General features: G+C 65.0%; 18 protein-coding genes. 12 read left to right on the top strand and 6 right to left on the bottom strand.

Features of this window, described 5'->3' with window-relative positions:
• The first annotated feature begins 23 nt into the window (after window positions 1-23).
• Entirely contained in the window at window positions 24-944 is a 921-nt protein-coding gene (locus PDMSB3_RS25830; RefSeq protein ID WP_007176862.1) for a DMT family transporter, read from the top strand.
• 66 nt (window positions 945-1010) lie between these two features.
• Here PDMSB3_RS25830 and PDMSB3_RS25825 read toward each other — a convergent pair whose 3' ends face one another.
• From PDMSB3_RS25825 to PDMSB3_RS25815, 3 genes are all read right to left on the bottom strand, one after another.
• On the bottom strand, window positions 1011-1262 hold the full coding sequence (locus PDMSB3_RS25825) for a Txe/YoeB family addiction module toxin (RefSeq protein WP_007176861.1): 252 nt from the start codon (window positions 1260-1262) through the stop codon (window positions 1011-1013).
• Between the two features lie 10 nt (window positions 1263-1272).
• Window positions 1273-1566: a type II toxin-antitoxin system Phd/YefM family antitoxin gene (locus tag PDMSB3_RS25820; protein WP_007176860.1), complete on the bottom strand. Its 294-nt coding sequence runs from the start codon at window positions 1564-1566 to the stop codon at window positions 1273-1275.
• Window positions 1567-1830: 264 nt separating this feature from the next.
• Entirely contained in the window at window positions 1831-3129 is a 1299-nt protein-coding gene (locus tag PDMSB3_RS25815; RefSeq protein ID WP_007176859.1) for an MFS transporter, read from the bottom strand.
• A gap of 181 nt (window positions 3130-3310) precedes the next feature.
• Between PDMSB3_RS25815 and PDMSB3_RS25810 the strand changes: the two genes are divergently transcribed.
• From PDMSB3_RS25810 to mdcH, 8 genes are read left to right on the top strand one after another with little or no spacing between them, the layout of a single operon-like run.
• Window positions 3311-4084 (top strand): GntR family transcriptional regulator, encoded by a 774-nt coding sequence (locus PDMSB3_RS25810; RefSeq protein WP_007176858.1) that lies wholly within the window; start codon window positions 3311-3313, stop codon window positions 4082-4084.
• A 9-nt stretch (window positions 4085-4093) separates the two neighbouring features.
• Window positions 4094-5755, top strand: a complete 1662-nt coding sequence (gene mdcA / locus PDMSB3_RS25805; protein ID WP_007176857.1) for a malonate decarboxylase subunit alpha — start codon at window positions 4094-4096, stop codon at window positions 5753-5755.
• 2 nt (window positions 5756-5757) lie between these two features.
• Window positions 5758-6840: a triphosphoribosyl-dephospho-CoA synthase gene (locus PDMSB3_RS25800; RefSeq protein ID WP_232064329.1), complete on the top strand. Its 1083-nt coding sequence runs from the start codon at window positions 5758-5760 to the stop codon at window positions 6838-6840.
• Window positions 6828-7142 carry a malonate decarboxylase subunit delta gene (locus PDMSB3_RS25795; protein ID WP_165188151.1) on the top strand — a complete coding sequence of 105 codons (315 nt, stop codon included), beginning with the start codon at window positions 6828-6830 and terminating at the stop codon, window positions 7140-7142. The genes PDMSB3_RS25800 and PDMSB3_RS25795 overlap by 13 nt, the downstream gene beginning before the upstream one ends.
• Window positions 7139-8032 (top strand): biotin-independent malonate decarboxylase subunit beta, encoded by an 894-nt coding sequence (locus PDMSB3_RS25790; RefSeq protein ID WP_165188149.1) that lies wholly within the window; start codon window positions 7139-7141, stop codon window positions 8030-8032. Before PDMSB3_RS25795 ends, PDMSB3_RS25790 begins: the two co-directional genes overlap by 4 nt.
• Window positions 8029-8847 carry a biotin-independent malonate decarboxylase subunit gamma gene (gene mdcE / locus PDMSB3_RS25785; protein ID WP_007176853.1) on the top strand — a complete coding sequence of 273 codons (819 nt, stop codon included), beginning with the start codon at window positions 8029-8031 and terminating at the stop codon, window positions 8845-8847. Before PDMSB3_RS25790 ends, mdcE begins: the two co-directional genes overlap by 4 nt.
• Window positions 8847-9548 (top strand): malonate decarboxylase holo-ACP synthase, encoded by a 702-nt coding sequence (locus tag PDMSB3_RS25780; RefSeq protein ID WP_007176852.1) that lies wholly within the window; start codon window positions 8847-8849, stop codon window positions 9546-9548. The genes mdcE and PDMSB3_RS25780 overlap by 1 nt, the downstream gene beginning before the upstream one ends.
• Entirely contained in the window at window positions 9548-10480 is a 933-nt protein-coding gene (gene mdcH / locus PDMSB3_RS25775) for a malonate decarboxylase subunit epsilon (RefSeq protein WP_165188147.1), read from the top strand. Before PDMSB3_RS25780 ends, mdcH begins: the two co-directional genes overlap by 1 nt.
• A 97-nt stretch (window positions 10481-10577) precedes the next feature.
• On the opposite strand, the gene PDMSB3_RS25770 is transcribed toward mdcH, so the two are convergent.
• Window positions 10578-11189 (bottom strand): alpha-ketoglutarate-dependent dioxygenase AlkB family protein, encoded by a 612-nt coding sequence (locus PDMSB3_RS25770; protein WP_165188145.1) that lies wholly within the window; start codon window positions 11187-11189, stop codon window positions 10578-10580.
• A 163-nt stretch (window positions 11190-11352) separates the two neighbouring features.
• Between PDMSB3_RS25770 and PDMSB3_RS25765 the strand changes: the two genes are divergently transcribed.
• A complete protein-coding gene (locus PDMSB3_RS25765; RefSeq protein WP_007176849.1) occupies window positions 11353-11937 on the top strand; it encodes a malonic semialdehyde reductase in 585 nt (194 codons plus the stop codon).
• Between the two features lie 31 nt (window positions 11938-11968).
• Here the strand turns inward: PDMSB3_RS25765 and PDMSB3_RS25760 are convergent, their stop codons facing one another.
• On the bottom strand, window positions 11969-12298 hold the full coding sequence (locus PDMSB3_RS25760) for a hypothetical protein (RefSeq protein WP_007176848.1): 330 nt from the start codon (window positions 12296-12298) through the stop codon (window positions 11969-11971).
• A 388-nt stretch (window positions 12299-12686) separates the two neighbouring features.
• On the opposite strand from PDMSB3_RS25760, the gene PDMSB3_RS25755 reads away from it, so the two are divergent.
• Window positions 12687-13850 carry a metallophosphoesterase gene (locus PDMSB3_RS25755; RefSeq protein WP_007176847.1) on the top strand — a complete coding sequence of 388 codons (1164 nt, stop codon included), beginning with the start codon at window positions 12687-12689 and terminating at the stop codon, window positions 13848-13850.
• A gap of 21 nt (window positions 13851-13871) precedes the next feature.
• Here PDMSB3_RS25755 and PDMSB3_RS25750 read toward each other — a convergent pair whose 3' ends face one another.
• Window positions 13872-14396, bottom strand: coding sequence for a hypothetical protein (locus PDMSB3_RS25750; RefSeq protein WP_165188143.1), 525 nt, complete (start codon window positions 14394-14396; stop codon window positions 13872-13874).
• A gap of 604 nt (window positions 14397-15000) precedes the next feature.
• Between PDMSB3_RS25750 and PDMSB3_RS25745 the strand changes: the two genes are divergently transcribed.
• Window positions 15001-15708, top strand: coding sequence for an MgtC/SapB family protein (locus PDMSB3_RS25745; protein WP_007176845.1), 708 nt, complete (start codon window positions 15001-15003; stop codon window positions 15706-15708).
• Window positions 15709-15732: the final 24 nt, after the last annotated feature.

Genomic DNA, 15732 nt, shown 5'->3' with positions numbered 1-15732 from the left:
TCAGATCAAGGAGACCACGGCGCATGTCCCTCACCGAACGTCAACAAGGCGCCATCACGCTGGCCTGCGGCGGGCTTCTGATGGGCACGCTCGGCATCTTCGTCGAGGAAGCACAGCTCGGTGCGCTAGTGCTGGTGTTCTTTCGCTGCCTGTTCGGCTTTCTCTCGCTGGCCGCGTATTGCGCGTGGAAAGGCTTCTTCACGCACGCGCATTTCACGCGACGCACCGTCACGCTGGCACTGATCACGGGCGTGCTGATGGTCACGCAGTGGGTCGGTTTCTTCGACGCGATTCATCGCACCAGCATCGCGGTCGCCACCGTGGTGTTTCATGTGCAGCCGTTCTGGGTCGTGCTGATCGGCGCTGCGTTGTTCAACGAGCGGCTCGGCATGGACCGGCTCGGCTGGATCGCGGCCGCTTTCGCGGGACTCGTACTCGCGTCGGGCGTCGCGGCCACGCAGAATTTGCAGGACCATACGAGCTATCTGATCGGCGTCGGCGAAGCGCTGGTCGGTTCGGTGCTGTACGCGAGCGTCACGTTGATCGCCAAAGGGCTCGGCGGTTTGCGCCCGCATCTGCTGACGCTCACGCAGTGCGCGGTCGGTGTCGTGTGCCTGCCGTTCATCGCGCCGCTCACCGCCGCGCATATTAGCCCGATGCAGTGGTTCTGGCTGGTCGGCATGGGCGTGCTGCACACGGGGCTGTCGTATGTGCTGATTTACGGCGCGTTGCCCAAGCTGAGCACGCCGGTCATCGCCGTATTGCTGTTCGTGTATCCGCTGACCGCGATCGTGGTCGATGCCGTTGTGTACGGACGGGCGTTGTCCATCCCGCAACTTACGGGCATGGTGTTGATCGTGGTGGCGAGTCTGGGCGTGAATCTCGGATGGCCGCTGCTTTCGATGCTGCGGCCTGGCTGGCGGGCGCGGCGGCAGGTGGATTGAGATGCCGGTGCGCCCGGCCGGGTCGAAGCGCTGCATAAAAACCCGGGTGTTTTCACCCGGTTTCGCTCAGCTGTCGTAGTGGAAGCGACAGGCGATCACGTAGATCTTTCCGTCTCGCGGCAAGTAGACAAGGCGGTCGGCCAGCGTGATACGGCGCGACCACAATCCGTTCATACTGCCCATCAACGCCTCTGGCTTCCCCGTGCCGCAATAAGGATCGCGCCTGCACTCCTCCAGCAGCGTATTGATCTTGCGCACGACCTTCCGGTCGGTCTCTTGCCAATACAGGTAATCGTCCCACGCGTCGTCGGTGAACATAAAAATGCTGTCAGCCCTTGCGGCCTCCTCGTTGCGGCTTTTGTGTCTGTTCATCGGTCAGCAGTTCGCGCGCAGTCGCACCGCCGGCGTTCAGTTGAGCGATAGATCGGGCGAGCCGCTGGGCGTTCTTCGACGAACTCAGCAGATACAGGGTCTCCTGCATCGCATTGAAATCCTCGAGCGAAACCATGACCACGTTTTCGCCCGTCTGCCTCGTGATCAGCATGGGCATGTGATCGCGGCAGACGTCGTCCATCGCCTGCTTAAAGCCGGCACGCGCCTCGCTATAAGTAAGGACGTTCATTCGTTTTCCTGACTGGGAGGTTGCCCTCCAGTCGCTCCTGTCAAAAGTTAGGGACGATTCCACTGTCGACGGATGCCCGTACGAAGCGCGACCATATGCAAAGCCGGTGGCTCGAGGCAAAAAGGCACCTCGAGCCACCGGCAATCATTGTACCGGATCCTGTACAGATTGGGCCATTCGAAACTGTAGAAAAAACTACGTCTCTAACGGATGGAAAGGATGCCCGCTTGCAGTTCTGCCCGCCACTCGGCCAAACGGCCAACTTCACTGCGGCAACACCTCGCCCTTCGTCTCCGGCGCGAACGGAATCACGAACAGGCCGACGATAAACACGAGCGCCGTCAGCGCCACCGGCACGCCGAGCGTATGCATATGCAGCACCGCCGCGCCGAGCAGAAAGTTGACGCCCGCGCCGACGAACCGCCCGAACGAGGTGCAGAACGCAAACGCCGTCGCCCGCACGCGGGTTTCGAACTGCTCCGGCAACCACAGGCTGAACAGCGCGAAATTGCCGCCGAAGAACCCCAGCACGAAGAGCCACGCGATGAACGGCGCGAGTCCATTGGGCAAGTAGAACGCCCAGCCGAAACTGCCGACGATGGCTATCGCCATACCCAGAAAGTAAATCGCCAGCGTCTTCTTGCGGCCGATGCGCTCGGCGAGCGGCGGCAACGCAAGACAGCCGAGAATCGTCGCGATGGACAGGAGCCCCGTGGCCAGCGACGCCGTTCTGATCGCGTCGTTTTTGGCCATGCCGGCCTTGGTCGCCAGTTGGATCACGGCGGACGGTTCGTACACCGCGCCGGCCCACAGCCCGATGATGGCGATCGTCAGCAGGATGCATGCGACCCAGGTGCGGCGTCGATACACCGGCCCCATGATTTCGCGCAGCGGCTTGGTGCGTACGGGGCGCGCCTCGGCCTTCTGCCACTTCTCCGACTCCTTCACGCGCAGCAGGATCAGAATCGCGACCACCACCGGCACCGCGCCGGTCAGGAACATCGCGCGCCAGCCGTAATGCACGCCGACCGTGTAGTTCAGCGCCGCGGCGAGGAAGAAGCCGGCGTAGTAGCCCGTTTGCAGATAACCGGCACCCATCTTGCGGCGATCTTCCGGCCACGCTTCCGCTACATACGTGCCGGCCAGCGCCCACTCGCCGCCGATGCCGACACCCGCAATGAAGCGATAGATGCCGAGCTCCCATACGTTGTGCGAGGTCGCCGCGAGCCCCGTGAAAATCGCGAACGTGAAGATGGTGCCGGCCAGCACCTTGGTGCGGCCGAAGCGATCGGCGAGCGGCCCCCAGATGAACGACAGCCCCCACCCGACCAGAAACAGTGCGAACAGGATCGAGCCGGCGAGACCGACATTCGCCGGCGTGGCCGCATAACCCGAGCGCGGCAGCAGCTCGGTCAAAGCCGGCGTCAACACCAGCGCGTAGATGAACGAGTCCATCCCGTCGAGCGTCCAGCCTGCCCACGCGCCCCAGAAACCTGCGATCTGCGAACGATTCAGCGGCGTGCGGCGCCGCGTGACCGACGTGCGGTCGGTTAGTGAATTCATCATGCTCCTCCGGTCCAATGGTTGGCGTACGTAACGAAAAACAACGGATTAGCGCGTTTGTCGATGAACCGGGCGTCCTCGCAAGACCGTCGGTCAGAGGACGTCGCGGACAGAGCGGCGAAAAAAATTTCGGGTTTGCCCGCCTGTAAATCGCGTCTTTTCATATATAATATTTGATATCATGAACGATGTAATAGATGGTTTTCCCCTGGACGCCCCGGCGCGCAGCCCGCTCTTACCCGCGGCGCCGCCGCGTGAGAGCGCGTCCCGCGTCATCGCGGAGGCGCTGCGTGAGGCGATTGTCAACGGCACGCTGGCGCCTGGCGCGCCGCTGCGGCAGGACGCGATCGCGCGGCACTTTTCTGTCAGCGCAATTCCCGTGCGCGAGGCCTTGCGTCAGCTGGAGAGCGAGGGTTGGGCCAAAGCCGCGGTTCATAAGGGCGCCACGGTCGCGCCTTTGTCAGCGGAAGAAGCGCGCGAAATCTACGAGATCCGCTCGGCGCTGGAGAGCCTCGCCATCGGGCTCGCCATTCCCCGTCACACCGCCGCCACGCTGCGCGAAAGTGCCAGGCTGTGCCGAGCCGCCGAACGCGAGGCCGACCCATCGCTCTACGTCGAGCGCAATGTCGCGTTTCACATGAGCCTGTATGGGCCCGCCGCCCGTCCGCAACTCGAGGACATGATCGGCACGCTGCACCGGCGCGGTGAAAGATATCTGCGCCTGAAGTTCGGCTTGCCGTCCTACAAGGGCGAGTCCGACAATGAACATGCCGCCCTGCTCGATGCCGTGCAGCGCCGCGACATTCCCGCCGCGCAGCAGTTGGTCGTTGCGCATCTGCTGGGCACGGGCGACCTGCTTTACCGTTTCCTGACCGAGCGCGCACAGGCCGAAGCCGCGCACGCGAATCAACCCAGGCCGCGCGGCAGACCCCCGCGCGCCATCACCGGGAACTGAGAGAAGCCGATGAACCGACCCGCTGAAACCGCCCCCCCCGCGCGTTCGTGGACCACGCGCCGCGACGAAAAGAACCGTCGCCTCGCGGCCATCGCCCCCTGGCTCGAAGACGGCGTGCTGCCGCCGGGCCGCATCGTCGATGCGCTCGAAACGCTGATTCGACCGGGCGATCGCGTCGCGCTCGAAGGCGACAACCAGAAGCAGGCCGACTTCCTGTCCCGCTCGTTCGCCAGGGTCGATCCGCAAAAGATTCACGACGTGCATCTGCTGATTTCGAGCATTGGCCGTCCCGAGCACCTGACGCTATTCGAGCGCGGCATCGCGCACAAGGTCGATTTCTCGTTTGCCGGCCCGCAGAGTCTGCGGGTCGCGCAACTGCTCGAAGATGGCCAGCTGGAAATCGGCGCGATCTATACCTACGTCGAGTTGTACGCGCGCATGTTCGTGGATCTCACGCCGCACGTCGCGCTGCTGTGCGCGGAAAAGGCCGACCGTCACGGCAATCTGTACACCGGCGCGAATACCGAAGACACGCCCACCATCGCCGAGGCTGCCGCGTTCCGTCATGGCATCGTGATCGTGCAGGTCAACGAGATCGTCGACGAACTGCCGCGCGTCGACATTCCGGGTTCATGGGTCGACGTGGTCGTGCAGGCGGACCGGCCGTTCGCCGTCGAGCCGCTGTTCACGCGCGATCCGCGCCATATCGGCGACCTGCAGGTGCTCACGGCGATGATGGTGATTCGCGGCATCTACGAACCGTACGGCGTAACGTCGCTGAATCACGGCATCGGTTTCGATACGGCCGCGATCGAACTGCTGCTGCCCACCTACGGCGAATCGCTCGGCCTGAAGGGCAAGATCTGCCGCAACTGGACGCTCAATCCGCACCCCACCATGATTCCCGCGATCGAATCGGGCTGGGTCGACAGCATTCATTGCTTCGGCAGCGAGGTCGGCATGGAGGCGTATATCGAGGCGCGTCCCGACGTGTTCTTCACCGGCAACGACGGCAGCCTGCGCTCGAACCGCGTGCTGTGCCAGCTGGCCGGGCAATACGGCGTCGATCTGTTCATCGGCTCTACCCTGCAGATCGATGCGGACGCGAATTCGTCGACCGTCACGCGCGGGCGTCTGGCCGGGTTCGGCGGCGCGCCGAACATGGGCCACGATCCGCGCGGCCGGCGTCATTCGAGCGAAGCGTGGCTCAAGCTGCTGCGCGACGAGGGCCCGGTGTCGCGCGGCCACAAACTCGTCGTGCAGATGGCCGAGACCTACAAGAAAGGCGGCGAGCCGACCTTTGTCGATGAACTCGACGCCGTCGCGGTCGGCGCGAAAAGCGGCATGCCGATCGCACCCGTGATGATCTATGGCGACGACGTCAGCCACGTCGTCACCGAGGAAGGCATCGCGCATCTGCACAAGGCCGAAGGCATCGACGAGCGGCGCGCGGCGATCGCCGCCGTGGCCGGCGTAACGCCGATCGGACTGCGCGCCAAACCGGAGAAGACCTCGGAGTTGCGCCGGCGCGGCATCGTCGCGTATCCGGAGGATCTGGGCATTCGTCGCGGCGAGGCCAAGCGCTCGCTGCTGGCGGCGCGCAGCATCGACGATCTGGTGACGTGGTCGGGTGGCCTGTATGAGCCGCCGGCGCGCTTCAGGAGCTGGTGAGCATGGCGCCCGCTGTTTTGAGTGCGCGATTGTGCGCGCGAGACGAAGCGCCGGCGCCGCGCGCTAACGCTGCACGCGCGCCGGCAGTTGATTCGCCCTTCGAGTTTGGCGGAACCGTCGGGCTGGCCGGCGTCGCCGAGGTTGGCGAAGCTGCCGGGGTCGCGGAATGCGCCAATGGCGCCGACATTTCGCACGAGGCCGCTCGCGCCGCCCGCCTCGCGCCCACCCTTTCCGACACACAGTTGGCCCGCTACGCCATCACCGCGCTGATCGACGAGGCCCAACTGACCCCCAAACCTGCGCTGGTCGACCGGCGCGGCAGCGGCGCCCATCGCGACCTCGATCTCGACACCATGCTGCGCTCCGCGCACGCGCTCGAACCGACCTTCGCGACACTCGCGCGCGCGGCGCGCCGCCGCGGCGAACCGTCCGCGTTGTTGCGCACCGAGCTCGCACAGATCGGCCGCGCGGGGGAACTCGACATGCTGCATGCCACGGGTGGCACCAACGCGCATCGCGGCGCGATCTGGATCGTCGGGCTGCTGGTCGCGGGCGCGTCGTTGCCCGCCGGGGCCGTGCGTCCGAATGCGTCGCGGATCTGCACGGGTGCCGCGCAGATCGCCTGCTTTCCGGACCGCTTCGCCGCGCCCTCCGACAGTCACGGCGAACGCGCGCGTCAGCGCTATCACGTCGGCGGCGCGCGCCGCGAAGCGCAAGACGGCTTTCCGCACGTCATCGAGGTCGGCCTGCCTGCGTTGCTCGCGGCGCGCGAGCGAGGCATCGGCGAAAACGCCGCGCGCCTCGACACGCTGCTCTCGATCATGGCAAAGCTGGACGACACCTGCCTGCTGCATCGCGCGGGACTGCCCGGCTTGCACGCCGGACAACACGGCGCGCAGCGTGTGCTGGACGCGGGCGGCAGTTCGACGCCGGCGGGCCTCGAAGCGCTCGCCGCACTCGAACGCAACCTGCTGACGCTCAACGCATCGCCCGGCGGCGCAGCCGATCTGCTCGCCGCCACCCTCTTTCTCGACATGCTGGCCCATCACGACGCCAACGGGAGCCCGGACACATGGAACATCTGACCTTCGACTATCCGGCGCAACGCGCCGTCACGACCCGCGCGCATGTCGGCGTGGTGGGCTCGGGCGATCTGGAAGTGCTGCTCTCGCCCGCCGGCCAGGCTGGCGCGCTGGCGGCGCATGTGGTCGTACGCACCAGCGTCGACGGCTACAGCCACATCTGGAAAAGCGTGCTCGACCGCTTTTTCACCCGCTACGACGGCGCCGCGCAAATCGAAATCAACGACTTCGGCGCAACGCCCGGTGTGGTCGCGTTGCGGCTCGCGGAAGCCGTCGAAGCCGCCGAACAGGGAGACGACGCATGAATACGGTTGCGAGCACCCATCCCGCGCCGCTGCTGCGCGAAAGTTTCATCGAACTGCCGGCGCGCGAACGCGCCCGCTCGCTGCTGGATGCGGGCACCTTCCGCGAACTGCTCGGCCCGTTCGACCGGATCGAATCGCCGTGGCTGCCGTTGCAAGGCGTCGTCTGCCAGGCGGATGACGGCTGCGTGATCGCGCGCGGCACCATCGGCGGCGAGCCCGCCGTGGTCGCCGCGATCGAATCCGCGTTCCAGGGCGGCAGCATCGGCGAAGTGTCGGGCAGCAAGATCGCCGCCGCGCTCGAACTGGCGTTGCGCGACTGCGAACGCGGCAAGATCGTGCGGCCGGTCGTGCTGTTCGAAACGGGCGGCGTGCGGTTGCAGGAAGCCAACCTCGGCCTCGCGGTGATCGCGGAGATTCAGGCGGCCATCGTCGCGTTGCGCCGGCATGTGCTGGTGGTCGGCGTGATCGCGGGCATGGTCGGGTGCTTCGGCGGCATGTCGCTGGCCGCGGCGTTGTGCTCGTACCTGGTCGTCACGAAGCAGGGGCGGCTCGGCATGAACGGCCCCGAGGTGATCGAACAGGAGGCCGGCATCGAGGAACTCGACGCCAGCGATCGCCGCCGCGTGTGGCAACTGATCGGCGGCGAACAGCGCACGGCGACCGCGCTCGCCGATCAACTGGTCGACGACGACGCCGACGCGGTGCGCGCCGCCGTGCATGCCGCGTTCGCGCAGGGTGTGCCGGCCGCGCATCGCAGCGAACAGGTCGACATTTTCCTGAACCGGCTCGCGCAGATCGATCCCGCCACCGTCACGCCGGAAACCATGCGTGACGTATTCAACCGTCACGTGCAGAACGCGCGGAACACATTGCGCAAGGAGCAGGTATGAGCGACGTACAACCCAGCCGCGGTGCGCGCTGGTTCCGGGCGCTTGCCGGCGAATCGGTCAGCCACGCTCCCGTGTGGAGCGCCGACGCGCCACTCGGCGGCGAAACGGCCCACTTCTTCGCGGTCGTGCCCGATCCTTCCAACCGCTTTCCGCGCGCGACCGATAACGTCGTCGGCCTCGAACAGGGTTGGCGGCTCGCGCGCGCCGTGCGCGACGCGATGGCACGAGACGAAGCGAGTGGCACGCGCCGCCCGATCGTGGCGATCGTCGATGTGAAAAGCCAGGCGTACGGCTATCGCGAGGAGATGCTCGGCATTCACCTCGCGTGCGCGGCCGCCGTCGACGCCTACGCGAGCGCGCGCGACGCGGGTCATCCGGTGATCGCGCTGATCGTCGGGCCGGCGATGTCGGGCGCTTTCCTCGCGCACGGCTATCAGGCCAACCGCATCGTCGCGCTCGACGCGCCCGGTACGATGGTTCACGCAATGGGCAAGGAAGCCGCCGCGCGCGTCACGCGCCGCACGGTCGAAGCACTCGACGCGCTCGGCGAAACCATCGTGCCGATGTCGTACTCAATGGCGTCGTTCGCCAGGCTTGGACTGCTCGACCAGTTGATCGACGGCGTCGATGCCGACGCGCCGGACGCCGCGCAGATCGAGCGCGTGCGCCAGGTGTTGACCGCACAGATTCGCAGCGTGCGCGACGACGGCCGCCGCAACCTCGCGCATCGGCTGGAATCGGCTGAGGCGCAGAAGAATCGCGCGGCGTCGATCGAAGTGCACCGGCGTCTCGCCGAACAATGGGATGCCGTGTAATGCAGGCGTGCGCCGCGCCGCCGTTTGCCATCGACCACGCGTTGTCGTGCGACGCGCGATGGCGGCCGCACGACTTGCTGCGCCTGCAACGTCTGCAGCCATTCGATGCTGAACCGGCATGGGTGCGCGACGCTTTCGGGCGCGCACCGTATGCGGTGGTCAGACGCGCGCTGGCGGCAGACGGGTTCGTTGCGATCGGTGTGCGCGGTGCCGGGCGGTCGCAACGCTACGCTACGTGGGCGTTGTCGGCGGATGTGGTGACTGCGGTGTCGCCGGAAACGCTCGCGTCACGCGCTCCACTCGCCGCGCGCACCGCATTGCCCGCTTTCGCCGCACTCGCCGCGTTGCAGGACGATGTGGCCGGCCCGTTGGGCGCATTCGTCTGGGGACCGACCGGCAGCGCCGGTTTTGAACTGGCGACACAGACACCGACGGTGACGGCATCGAGCGATCTCGACCTGCTCATTCGAGCCTATGAAAAACCGCTCGCGCGAAACCTCGCGATTCAATTGCAGGACTATCTGCAAGCGCTGGCGCAACGCGCCGGCGTTCGCGTGGACGCGCAACTCGACACACCTGCGGGCGGCGTGGCCCTGGCCGAATGGGCAGCGGGCAAACCACGCGTGATGGCGCGCCACGCAAGCGGTCCGTGCCTGATTCCCGATCCGTGGGCCACCGCGGCGCACGGCGACAACGCCTGATGCTCGCCCTGCTTTTCCCCGGACAAGGCGCGCAGACCGATGGGTTCCTGCATCGTCTGCCGCAGCACGATGCAGTGCGCGACACGCTCGAGGAAGCTTCGCAGGTACTCGGCGTCGATGTGCGCACGCTGGACACGCCGGACGCTTTGCGCTCGACCGTCTCCGTGCAGATCGGCCTGACGGTCGCGGGCGTGGCGATCACGCGCGCACTGGCTGGCGAACAGCTCGTGCCGCAGATCAGCGCGGGTTTATCGGTCGGCGCATACGCGGCGGCAGTCAGTTGCGGCGCGATTCATTTCGCAGACGCGTTGAAGATGGTTCGCCGCCGCGCCGAACTGATGGAGACCGCGTACCCATCCGGCTACGGTCTCGCGGCAATCTCGGGATTGACCGAGTATCAGGTGGAAACGCTCGCCGCGCGGCATGCGGATGAAGACCGGCAGCAAGTCTATATCGGCAACGTGAACGCACCGCGCCAGATTGTCGTGGCGGGCGCAAACGACGCGCTCGACGCCTTCATCGCACGCGCGCTGGCCGCAGGCGCACGCAAGGCCACGCGCCTCGCGGTGAGCGTACCGTCGCATTGCGAATTGCTCGCGCAGGCCGCGGACGGCTTGCTGGCCTACGCACAGGAAATACCGTTTCACGCGCCGCACAGCACGTATGTCGGCAACCGCGGCGGCCGCCCTTTGTACACGGCGGACGCGATCCGCGACGATCTCGCAACCAATATGCGCTACACCGTGCGCTGGTTCGACGCGCTCACGGTCATGCAGGAAATGGGCGCGCGCGTGCTGATCGAAGCGCCGCCGGGCCAGATCTTGACCGACATTGCGCGCGAATATTTTCCGAATACCACGGCGCTCGCCGCCAGCACCTTCCCGTTCGGTCGACTCGCCGCCACTGCAAGACGACGTCTGGACGCCGACTAAGCGAAGCTGCCCGATTCAAGGCCAGGACAACACGGGCAAGCACCTGCAGCGACCTGTCGGAGATACGAACCGCGCCAGCCGCGAGCGGCCCCCGGCATCAGCGAGCACCCGCGCGCGGCGTCACCCAGCGAAACGTCAGATTGATCCGCTCCCCCGCTACGCGCGGCTCCTTCTGCACCCTATGCCGCCAGTCCGCCTGCGTGTTGCCTTTCATTACCAGCAAGCTGCCGCCCTTGAGCGAAAAAGACTGCACGACACCGCTCCTGTTGTGCCGCAAATCGAACGTGCGCGCGACGCCCAGGCTCACCGACGCGATCACAGGCTGAGCGCCGAGTTCGGGCTCGCGGTCCGCGTGCCAGCCCATGCTGTCGGCGCCGCTGCGATAGCGGTTGATCAGCACGCTATTGAAATGCGCGTCGCAAACCGACTCTGCGGCCGACTTCAGTTCGGCAACCGTCGGCGTCCACGGTTGCGGCACGTTGCGAATGCCCGAGTAGACATAAACCGCGTCGGGCTCGCCTTGCCAGGCGGTCAGCCGCGGCAACGGCACGCGGCCTGCGGGCGTGCCCATCATGTCCTGACGCCATTCGACTTCGTCGATGAGTTGCGTCAACGCCCGCACCGCCGTTGCGGGCGGCAGCCAATCGGGATACCAGTCGACGTCGGGCGCCGGCGGAGCATCGGAAAAATCCGCGAAGAAATCCGTCATGAGATTGCCTGAGTATGAGCGCGCGTTCAAAGCGTAACGGGATGAGGATGAGAACCCTGGTTATTATGGCGGCAACGACGACAGCGTTCACGCAGGCACGTTGCGGTTTCATCCGCAGCAGTCATATTCATTCCTCGCACGCCACCTTCAAGGGACACTCAACATGATTCTCTCCGACCAGGCGCTCGATCAGCTTTTTCGCGAAGCGCGCACGCATAACGGCTGGCAGCCGGAACCCGTCGACGACGCCGTGCTGCGGCAACTCGTCGAACTCGTCCTGCTCGGCCCGACCTCGGCCAATTCGAGCCCGGGCCGCTTCGTCTTCGTCAAAACGCAGGAAGGCAAGGAGAAGCTGCGCCCGGCATTGTCGGCAGGCAATCTCGAGAAGACGATGGCAGCGCCGGTCACGGCGATCGTCGGGATGGACATGGCGTTTTACGAGCATCTGCCTAAGCTGTTTCCGCACGCGGACGCGCGCAGTTGGTTTGCCGGCAACGACAAGACGATTGCCGACACGGCATTTCGCAATTCGACGCTGCAAGGCGGCTATTTGATTCTCGCCGCCCGCGCGCTAGGCCTGGATACGGGTGCGATGTCAGGTTTCGACGCCGCCAAAGTGGACGAAGCTTTCTTCGCCGGCACGACCGTGAAGTCGAACTTTCTGATCAATCTGGGCTACGGCGACCCGTCGAAGCTGTTTCCACGCAGCCCGCGCTTTGCTTTCGACGAAGCCGCGCGGATCGTCTGATCCGTAGCCTCCGACCCGCTGCCGAGTCCGGTCAACTGAAGAGCGCCACGTAAAACACCACCGCGCCGATCAGCGCACCAACGAAGCAGAAGCCCTCCTCGGCCTCGTCGCCGCCCGACCGAACCCACGCTCCGACGACGCCGAACAATCCCGCGATACCCAAGGCGACGCATAGCATCACCACGTAGAACAGCGCGGTCTTGCCCAATTCGGAAAAATCGATGTTGCGCACGCCGAAGTACAGGCCGATCGCCATCACCGATATGACCACGAGCGGCAGCATGACATGACTGCCTTCGTATCCGACATGATGCGTATGGTGCGCGTGACGGAACGGGTTGCCTGATCTGAGCAGTTTCATCTGTGCCTCCTGCCTTCGCCTCTGCAGGCGATAAACGAACCGCTAGCAGACCGCCAGGGCCTTCTCTGAGACCCTTGCCTTAGCTTTGCTGCAAGCCGGTTCTATTTCAGAATAGTCCACGCCCGAACACAATTCAAAGCCCATTTAATTCGAGCGCAACAGACGGCCGGATGAGCCAGATACGGCGGCCTGGATGCTGCAATGCAGTACCATGCAGGCGCCTTCCCACGGGCAGCGGCTCGCCACGTCAGCGGCAAATTTGACGCCGCCGGCAGGCGATTGCACATCTCGGTAGAATGGGTCGGCTCGTTCGCCCCGGCATTGCCGCAACGCACGAGTAGCGCCGCCCTTCCGCTCGTGCCGGCCCCTTCCCGCCCTGATCCTCTCTATGCGCCGCTCATCGTTTCTTGTTCGCATCATCCTGATTGGCATCCTGCTGCACATTTACGTCGGCTTTCGTCTGATTCCGGACATGCCGATCGATACCGCCGGCCGCTGGCTGTGCGGGTTGTGGCTCGTGCTGTCGATCTTTCTCATTCCACTCGGCATGCTGGCGCGCACGATCAAACAGCAGCCGCTCAGCGACCGGCTCGCGTGGGTCGGTCTGCTGGTGATGGGTTTCTTCTCCTCACTGCTGGTCCTGACTTTCGTGCGCGACCTCGTGCTCGCCTCGCTTCTGACCGTCGATGCGATCTGGCCGAACACCGTTGCCATCGCGCACTGGCGGACCGGCTCCGCAGCGGCGGTGCCGTTGCTCGCGCTGCTCTCTACGCTTGTCGGCCTGTTCAACGCTCGCCGTCGCGCGAAGGTGGTGACGATCGAAGTGCCGATCGACGATTTGCCGGCCGCGCTCGACGGCTTCACGATCGTGCAGATCAGCGACATTCACGTTGGACCGACCATCAAACGCCGCTATGTCGATGCGATCGTCGACGCGGTGAATCGCCTCAAGCCGGATCTGATCGCTGTCACCGGCGATATCGTGGACGGCAGCGTGCCGCAATTGACCAGACATACGCAGCCGCTGTCACGGTTGAGCGCGCGCCACGGCGCCTTTCTCGTGACGGGCAATCACGAGTATTACGCGGGCGCCGACGCCTGGATCGACGAATTCCGGCGCCTGGGACTGAACGTTCTGCTGAACGAGCACGTGGTCGTGGACCACGACGGCGCGCGTGCCGTGATCGCCGGCGTGACCGATTATTCAGCGGGCCATCACGACCCGGCGCACCGCAGCGATCCAGTCGCGGCGCTAGCGGGCGCGCCTGGCGACGTGCTGATCAAGGTACTGCTCGCCCATCAGCCGCGTTCAGCCGAAGCCGCCGCAGCAGCAGGCTTCACATTGCAGCTCTCTGGGCACACGCACGGCGGCCAGTTCTTTCCGTGGAATTTCTTCGTGCGGTTTCAGCAGCCGTTCACCGCGGGTCTTGCGCGGCTGAACGGACTCTGGGTGTACACGAGCCGAGGCACCGGTTACTGGGGACCGCCGAAGCGTCTGGGCGCGCCGTCCGAAATCACGCGCTTGCGCCTCGTGCCCGGCGAGCCCGACTAGCGAACCCGACGAAGGGGGACGTTACTGCGTGGGCGCCACGGCCACGCTGACTTGCGGCGCGAACGCCACCGCCACTTGCATACCCGGCGTCACGCCGGCGGTCCTGGCCGGATCGCGGCCCTGGATATGGAACACCGAACCGTCCGCGCCTTTGAGCGCCATGATTCCGGAAGCATGGTCAATGGCCTCGACGCGGGCGGTCACTGTCTGAACCGTGTTCGACTGCCCGGTTTGAGCCGCCGTGACTTGCCCGTCCGCACTGCGCGTGACGCTGATCACGGCGTTGCGCATCATGCGGATGTGAACCTTGCCGCCCTGCTTGATCTGCGCAAGATTTCGCGTGTCGGTAACGTTGAACGACGCTTCGCCGCCCTGCGCGTCGAGCACCGTAACCGAATGGTTGGCCTGATCGACCGCCTTCACGAGGCCGTCTGCCTGCAGCGTGCTGCTGCCTTCAAACGGCGCGGGCAAGCCGGACGCGAACGACACAAAGGGAGCGGCAGCGATCAATGCACCGGCGATGACTCCAAGAACTTTAACTTTCATACATTCCTCAATTCGAATGAGCGGCGGAAGCGGTGACGTTGCGCGGAACGCGACGCACGAGCGAAACCGCGTGTCCCGGGTTATACAGACAGTGTGTTTTCCGGGATGGCCGTCGTCAACCTTCGGAGTCCGTATTTGTGTGGGAATAGTTCCTCAATCAGCACGGAAACTTCCTCAAAGATGACGTGCAAATCATTCGTCGCCGCACCCAATGGCGGCTTGACTTATCTTTGCAGAGGCGCCTAAAATCCGCCCAATTCATTTACCCGGAATCACGATCTTGGACAGTAGCAGTAGTACCCGTCGAGCTTCGATTCGCCCGATCGCCTGATCGGCAAGATTTCCGCGCCAACCTTTTTCTGTCGCCGTCTTGCCTTCAGGCGGCGGTGCACGTCGTAGTACCCATACCCACTTGTTGCAGTAAAGTCGCAGTGAGTTCCGCATGGCTGAATGCCATGCCGACAGTCCTTGCCTTTCAGCGCCGCGAGGTTTTGCTCGCGCGCCCGGTTCACGCCTGTTCGCGCCCGTGCCCATCGGGACGGACGCGCCGGTGTCACGCGCAAGGTTCACACTGCGCGAACTCTCGCCTCACCCTTGTTGACCGATGACAGTTGAATTCCTCTTGCGGCTTCTCGCCGCCTTCGCCTGCGGCGTCGCGATCGGCCTTGAACGGCAGATGCGTCAGCGCAATGCAGGCCTGCGCACCATCACGCTGGTCGCGAGCGGCGCGTGCCTGTTCGTTACGCTCGGCGTGCTGACCGGCAACGGTACGAGCGGCATCACGCAGATCGCCGCGTACGTGGTCTCCGGCGTCGGCTTTCTCGGCGGCGGCGTGATCATGCGCGACAAGGGTTCCATTCAGGGAATCAACACCGCGGCGACCTTGTGGTGCTCCGCCGCGGTGGGCGTGCTGTGCGGCGCGGGTCATTACGGACCGGCGCTCGCGGGCACCGTGGTCGTGCTGCTGACCAATACCGTGCTGCGTGAAGTCAGCCGTATGATCAACGCGACGCCGGTCTCGAACGCCGACCTGGTCCGCGAATACGTGTTGACGATCGTCTGCCGGGAGGCCGACGAGATTCATATCCGTACCGCCGTCTCCAATTCGATGTATTCGACACCGCTGTCGTTTCAAAGCCTGACGAGCGAGGACGTCGAAGGTGAGCCAGGCCGCATTCGTGTAACGGCAACCCTGAAGATGCATCCCAAAGATCAGTCGAAGCTCGAACAGATGGCCAGCCGCATCAGCATGGAAAAGAGCGTCTCCAGCGTCAGCTGGACGGCCAGAGAAGCGGAGCCCACGCCCGAATAAGCGCAGCGCGTAAGTCCCCTATAT

It is taken from the genome of Paraburkholderia dioscoreae, assembly GCF_902459535.1.
GTDB lineage: Bacteria > Pseudomonadota > Gammaproteobacteria > Burkholderiales > Burkholderiaceae > Paraburkholderia > Paraburkholderia dioscoreae.
Note: the sequence above shows the minus strand (reverse complement) of the source record. Positions and strands in the feature narration are given on the sequence as shown.

Bases quoted from the DNA above. Each gene is read 5' to 3' on its own strand.
- PDMSB3_RS25830 (WP_007176862.1), top strand. From the start codon at position 24: ATGTCCCTCACCGAACGTCAACAAGGCGCCATCACGCTGGCCTGCGGC.
- PDMSB3_RS25780 (WP_007176852.1), top strand. From the start codon at position 8,847: ATGCAGGCGTGCGCCGCGCCGCCGTTTGCCATCGACCACGCGTTGTCG.
- PDMSB3_RS25765 (WP_007176849.1), top strand. From the start codon at position 11,353: ATGATTCTCTCCGACCAGGCGCTCGATCAGCTTTTTCGCGAAGCGCGC.
- PDMSB3_RS25815 (WP_007176859.1), bottom strand. From the start codon at position 3,129: ATGAATTCACTAACCGACCGCACGTCGGTCACGCGGCGCCGCACGCCG.
- PDMSB3_RS25760 (WP_007176848.1), bottom strand. From the start codon at position 12,298: ATGAAACTGCTCAGATCAGGCAACCCGTTCCGTCACGCGCACCATACG.
- PDMSB3_RS25810 (WP_007176858.1), top strand. From the start codon at position 3,311: ATGAACGATGTAATAGATGGTTTTCCCCTGGACGCCCCGGCGCGCAGC.
- PDMSB3_RS25770 (WP_165188145.1), bottom strand. From the start codon at position 11,189: ATGACGGATTTCTTCGCGGATTTTTCCGATGCTCCGCCGGCGCCCGAC.
- mdcA (WP_007176857.1), top strand. From the start codon at position 4,094: ATGAACCGACCCGCTGAAACCGCCCCCCCCGCGCGTTCGTGGACCACG.
- PDMSB3_RS25755 (WP_007176847.1), top strand. From the start codon at position 12,687: ATGCGCCGCTCATCGTTTCTTGTTCGCATCATCCTGATTGGCATCCTG.
- PDMSB3_RS25790 (WP_165188149.1), top strand. From the start codon at position 7,139: ATGAATACGGTTGCGAGCACCCATCCCGCGCCGCTGCTGCGCGAAAGT.
- PDMSB3_RS25820 (WP_007176860.1), bottom strand. From the start codon at position 1,566: ATGAACGTCCTTACTTATAGCGAGGCGCGTGCCGGCTTTAAGCAGGCG.
- PDMSB3_RS25800 (WP_232064329.1), top strand. From the start codon at position 5,758: ATGGCGCCCGCTGTTTTGAGTGCGCGATTGTGCGCGCGAGACGAAGCG.
- PDMSB3_RS25825 (WP_007176861.1), bottom strand. From the start codon at position 1,262: ATGTTCACCGACGACGCGTGGGACGATTACCTGTATTGGCAAGAGACC.
- PDMSB3_RS25795 (WP_165188151.1), top strand. From the start codon at position 6,828: ATGGAACATCTGACCTTCGACTATCCGGCGCAACGCGCCGTCACGACC.
- mdcH (WP_165188147.1), top strand. From the start codon at position 9,548: ATGCTCGCCCTGCTTTTCCCCGGACAAGGCGCGCAGACCGATGGGTTC.
- PDMSB3_RS25745 (WP_007176845.1), top strand. From the start codon at position 15,001: ATGACAGTTGAATTCCTCTTGCGGCTTCTCGCCGCCTTCGCCTGCGGC.
- mdcE (WP_007176853.1), top strand. From the start codon at position 8,029: ATGAGCGACGTACAACCCAGCCGCGGTGCGCGCTGGTTCCGGGCGCTT.
- PDMSB3_RS25750 (WP_165188143.1), bottom strand. From the start codon at position 14,396: ATGAAAGTTAAAGTTCTTGGAGTCATCGCCGGTGCATTGATCGCTGCC.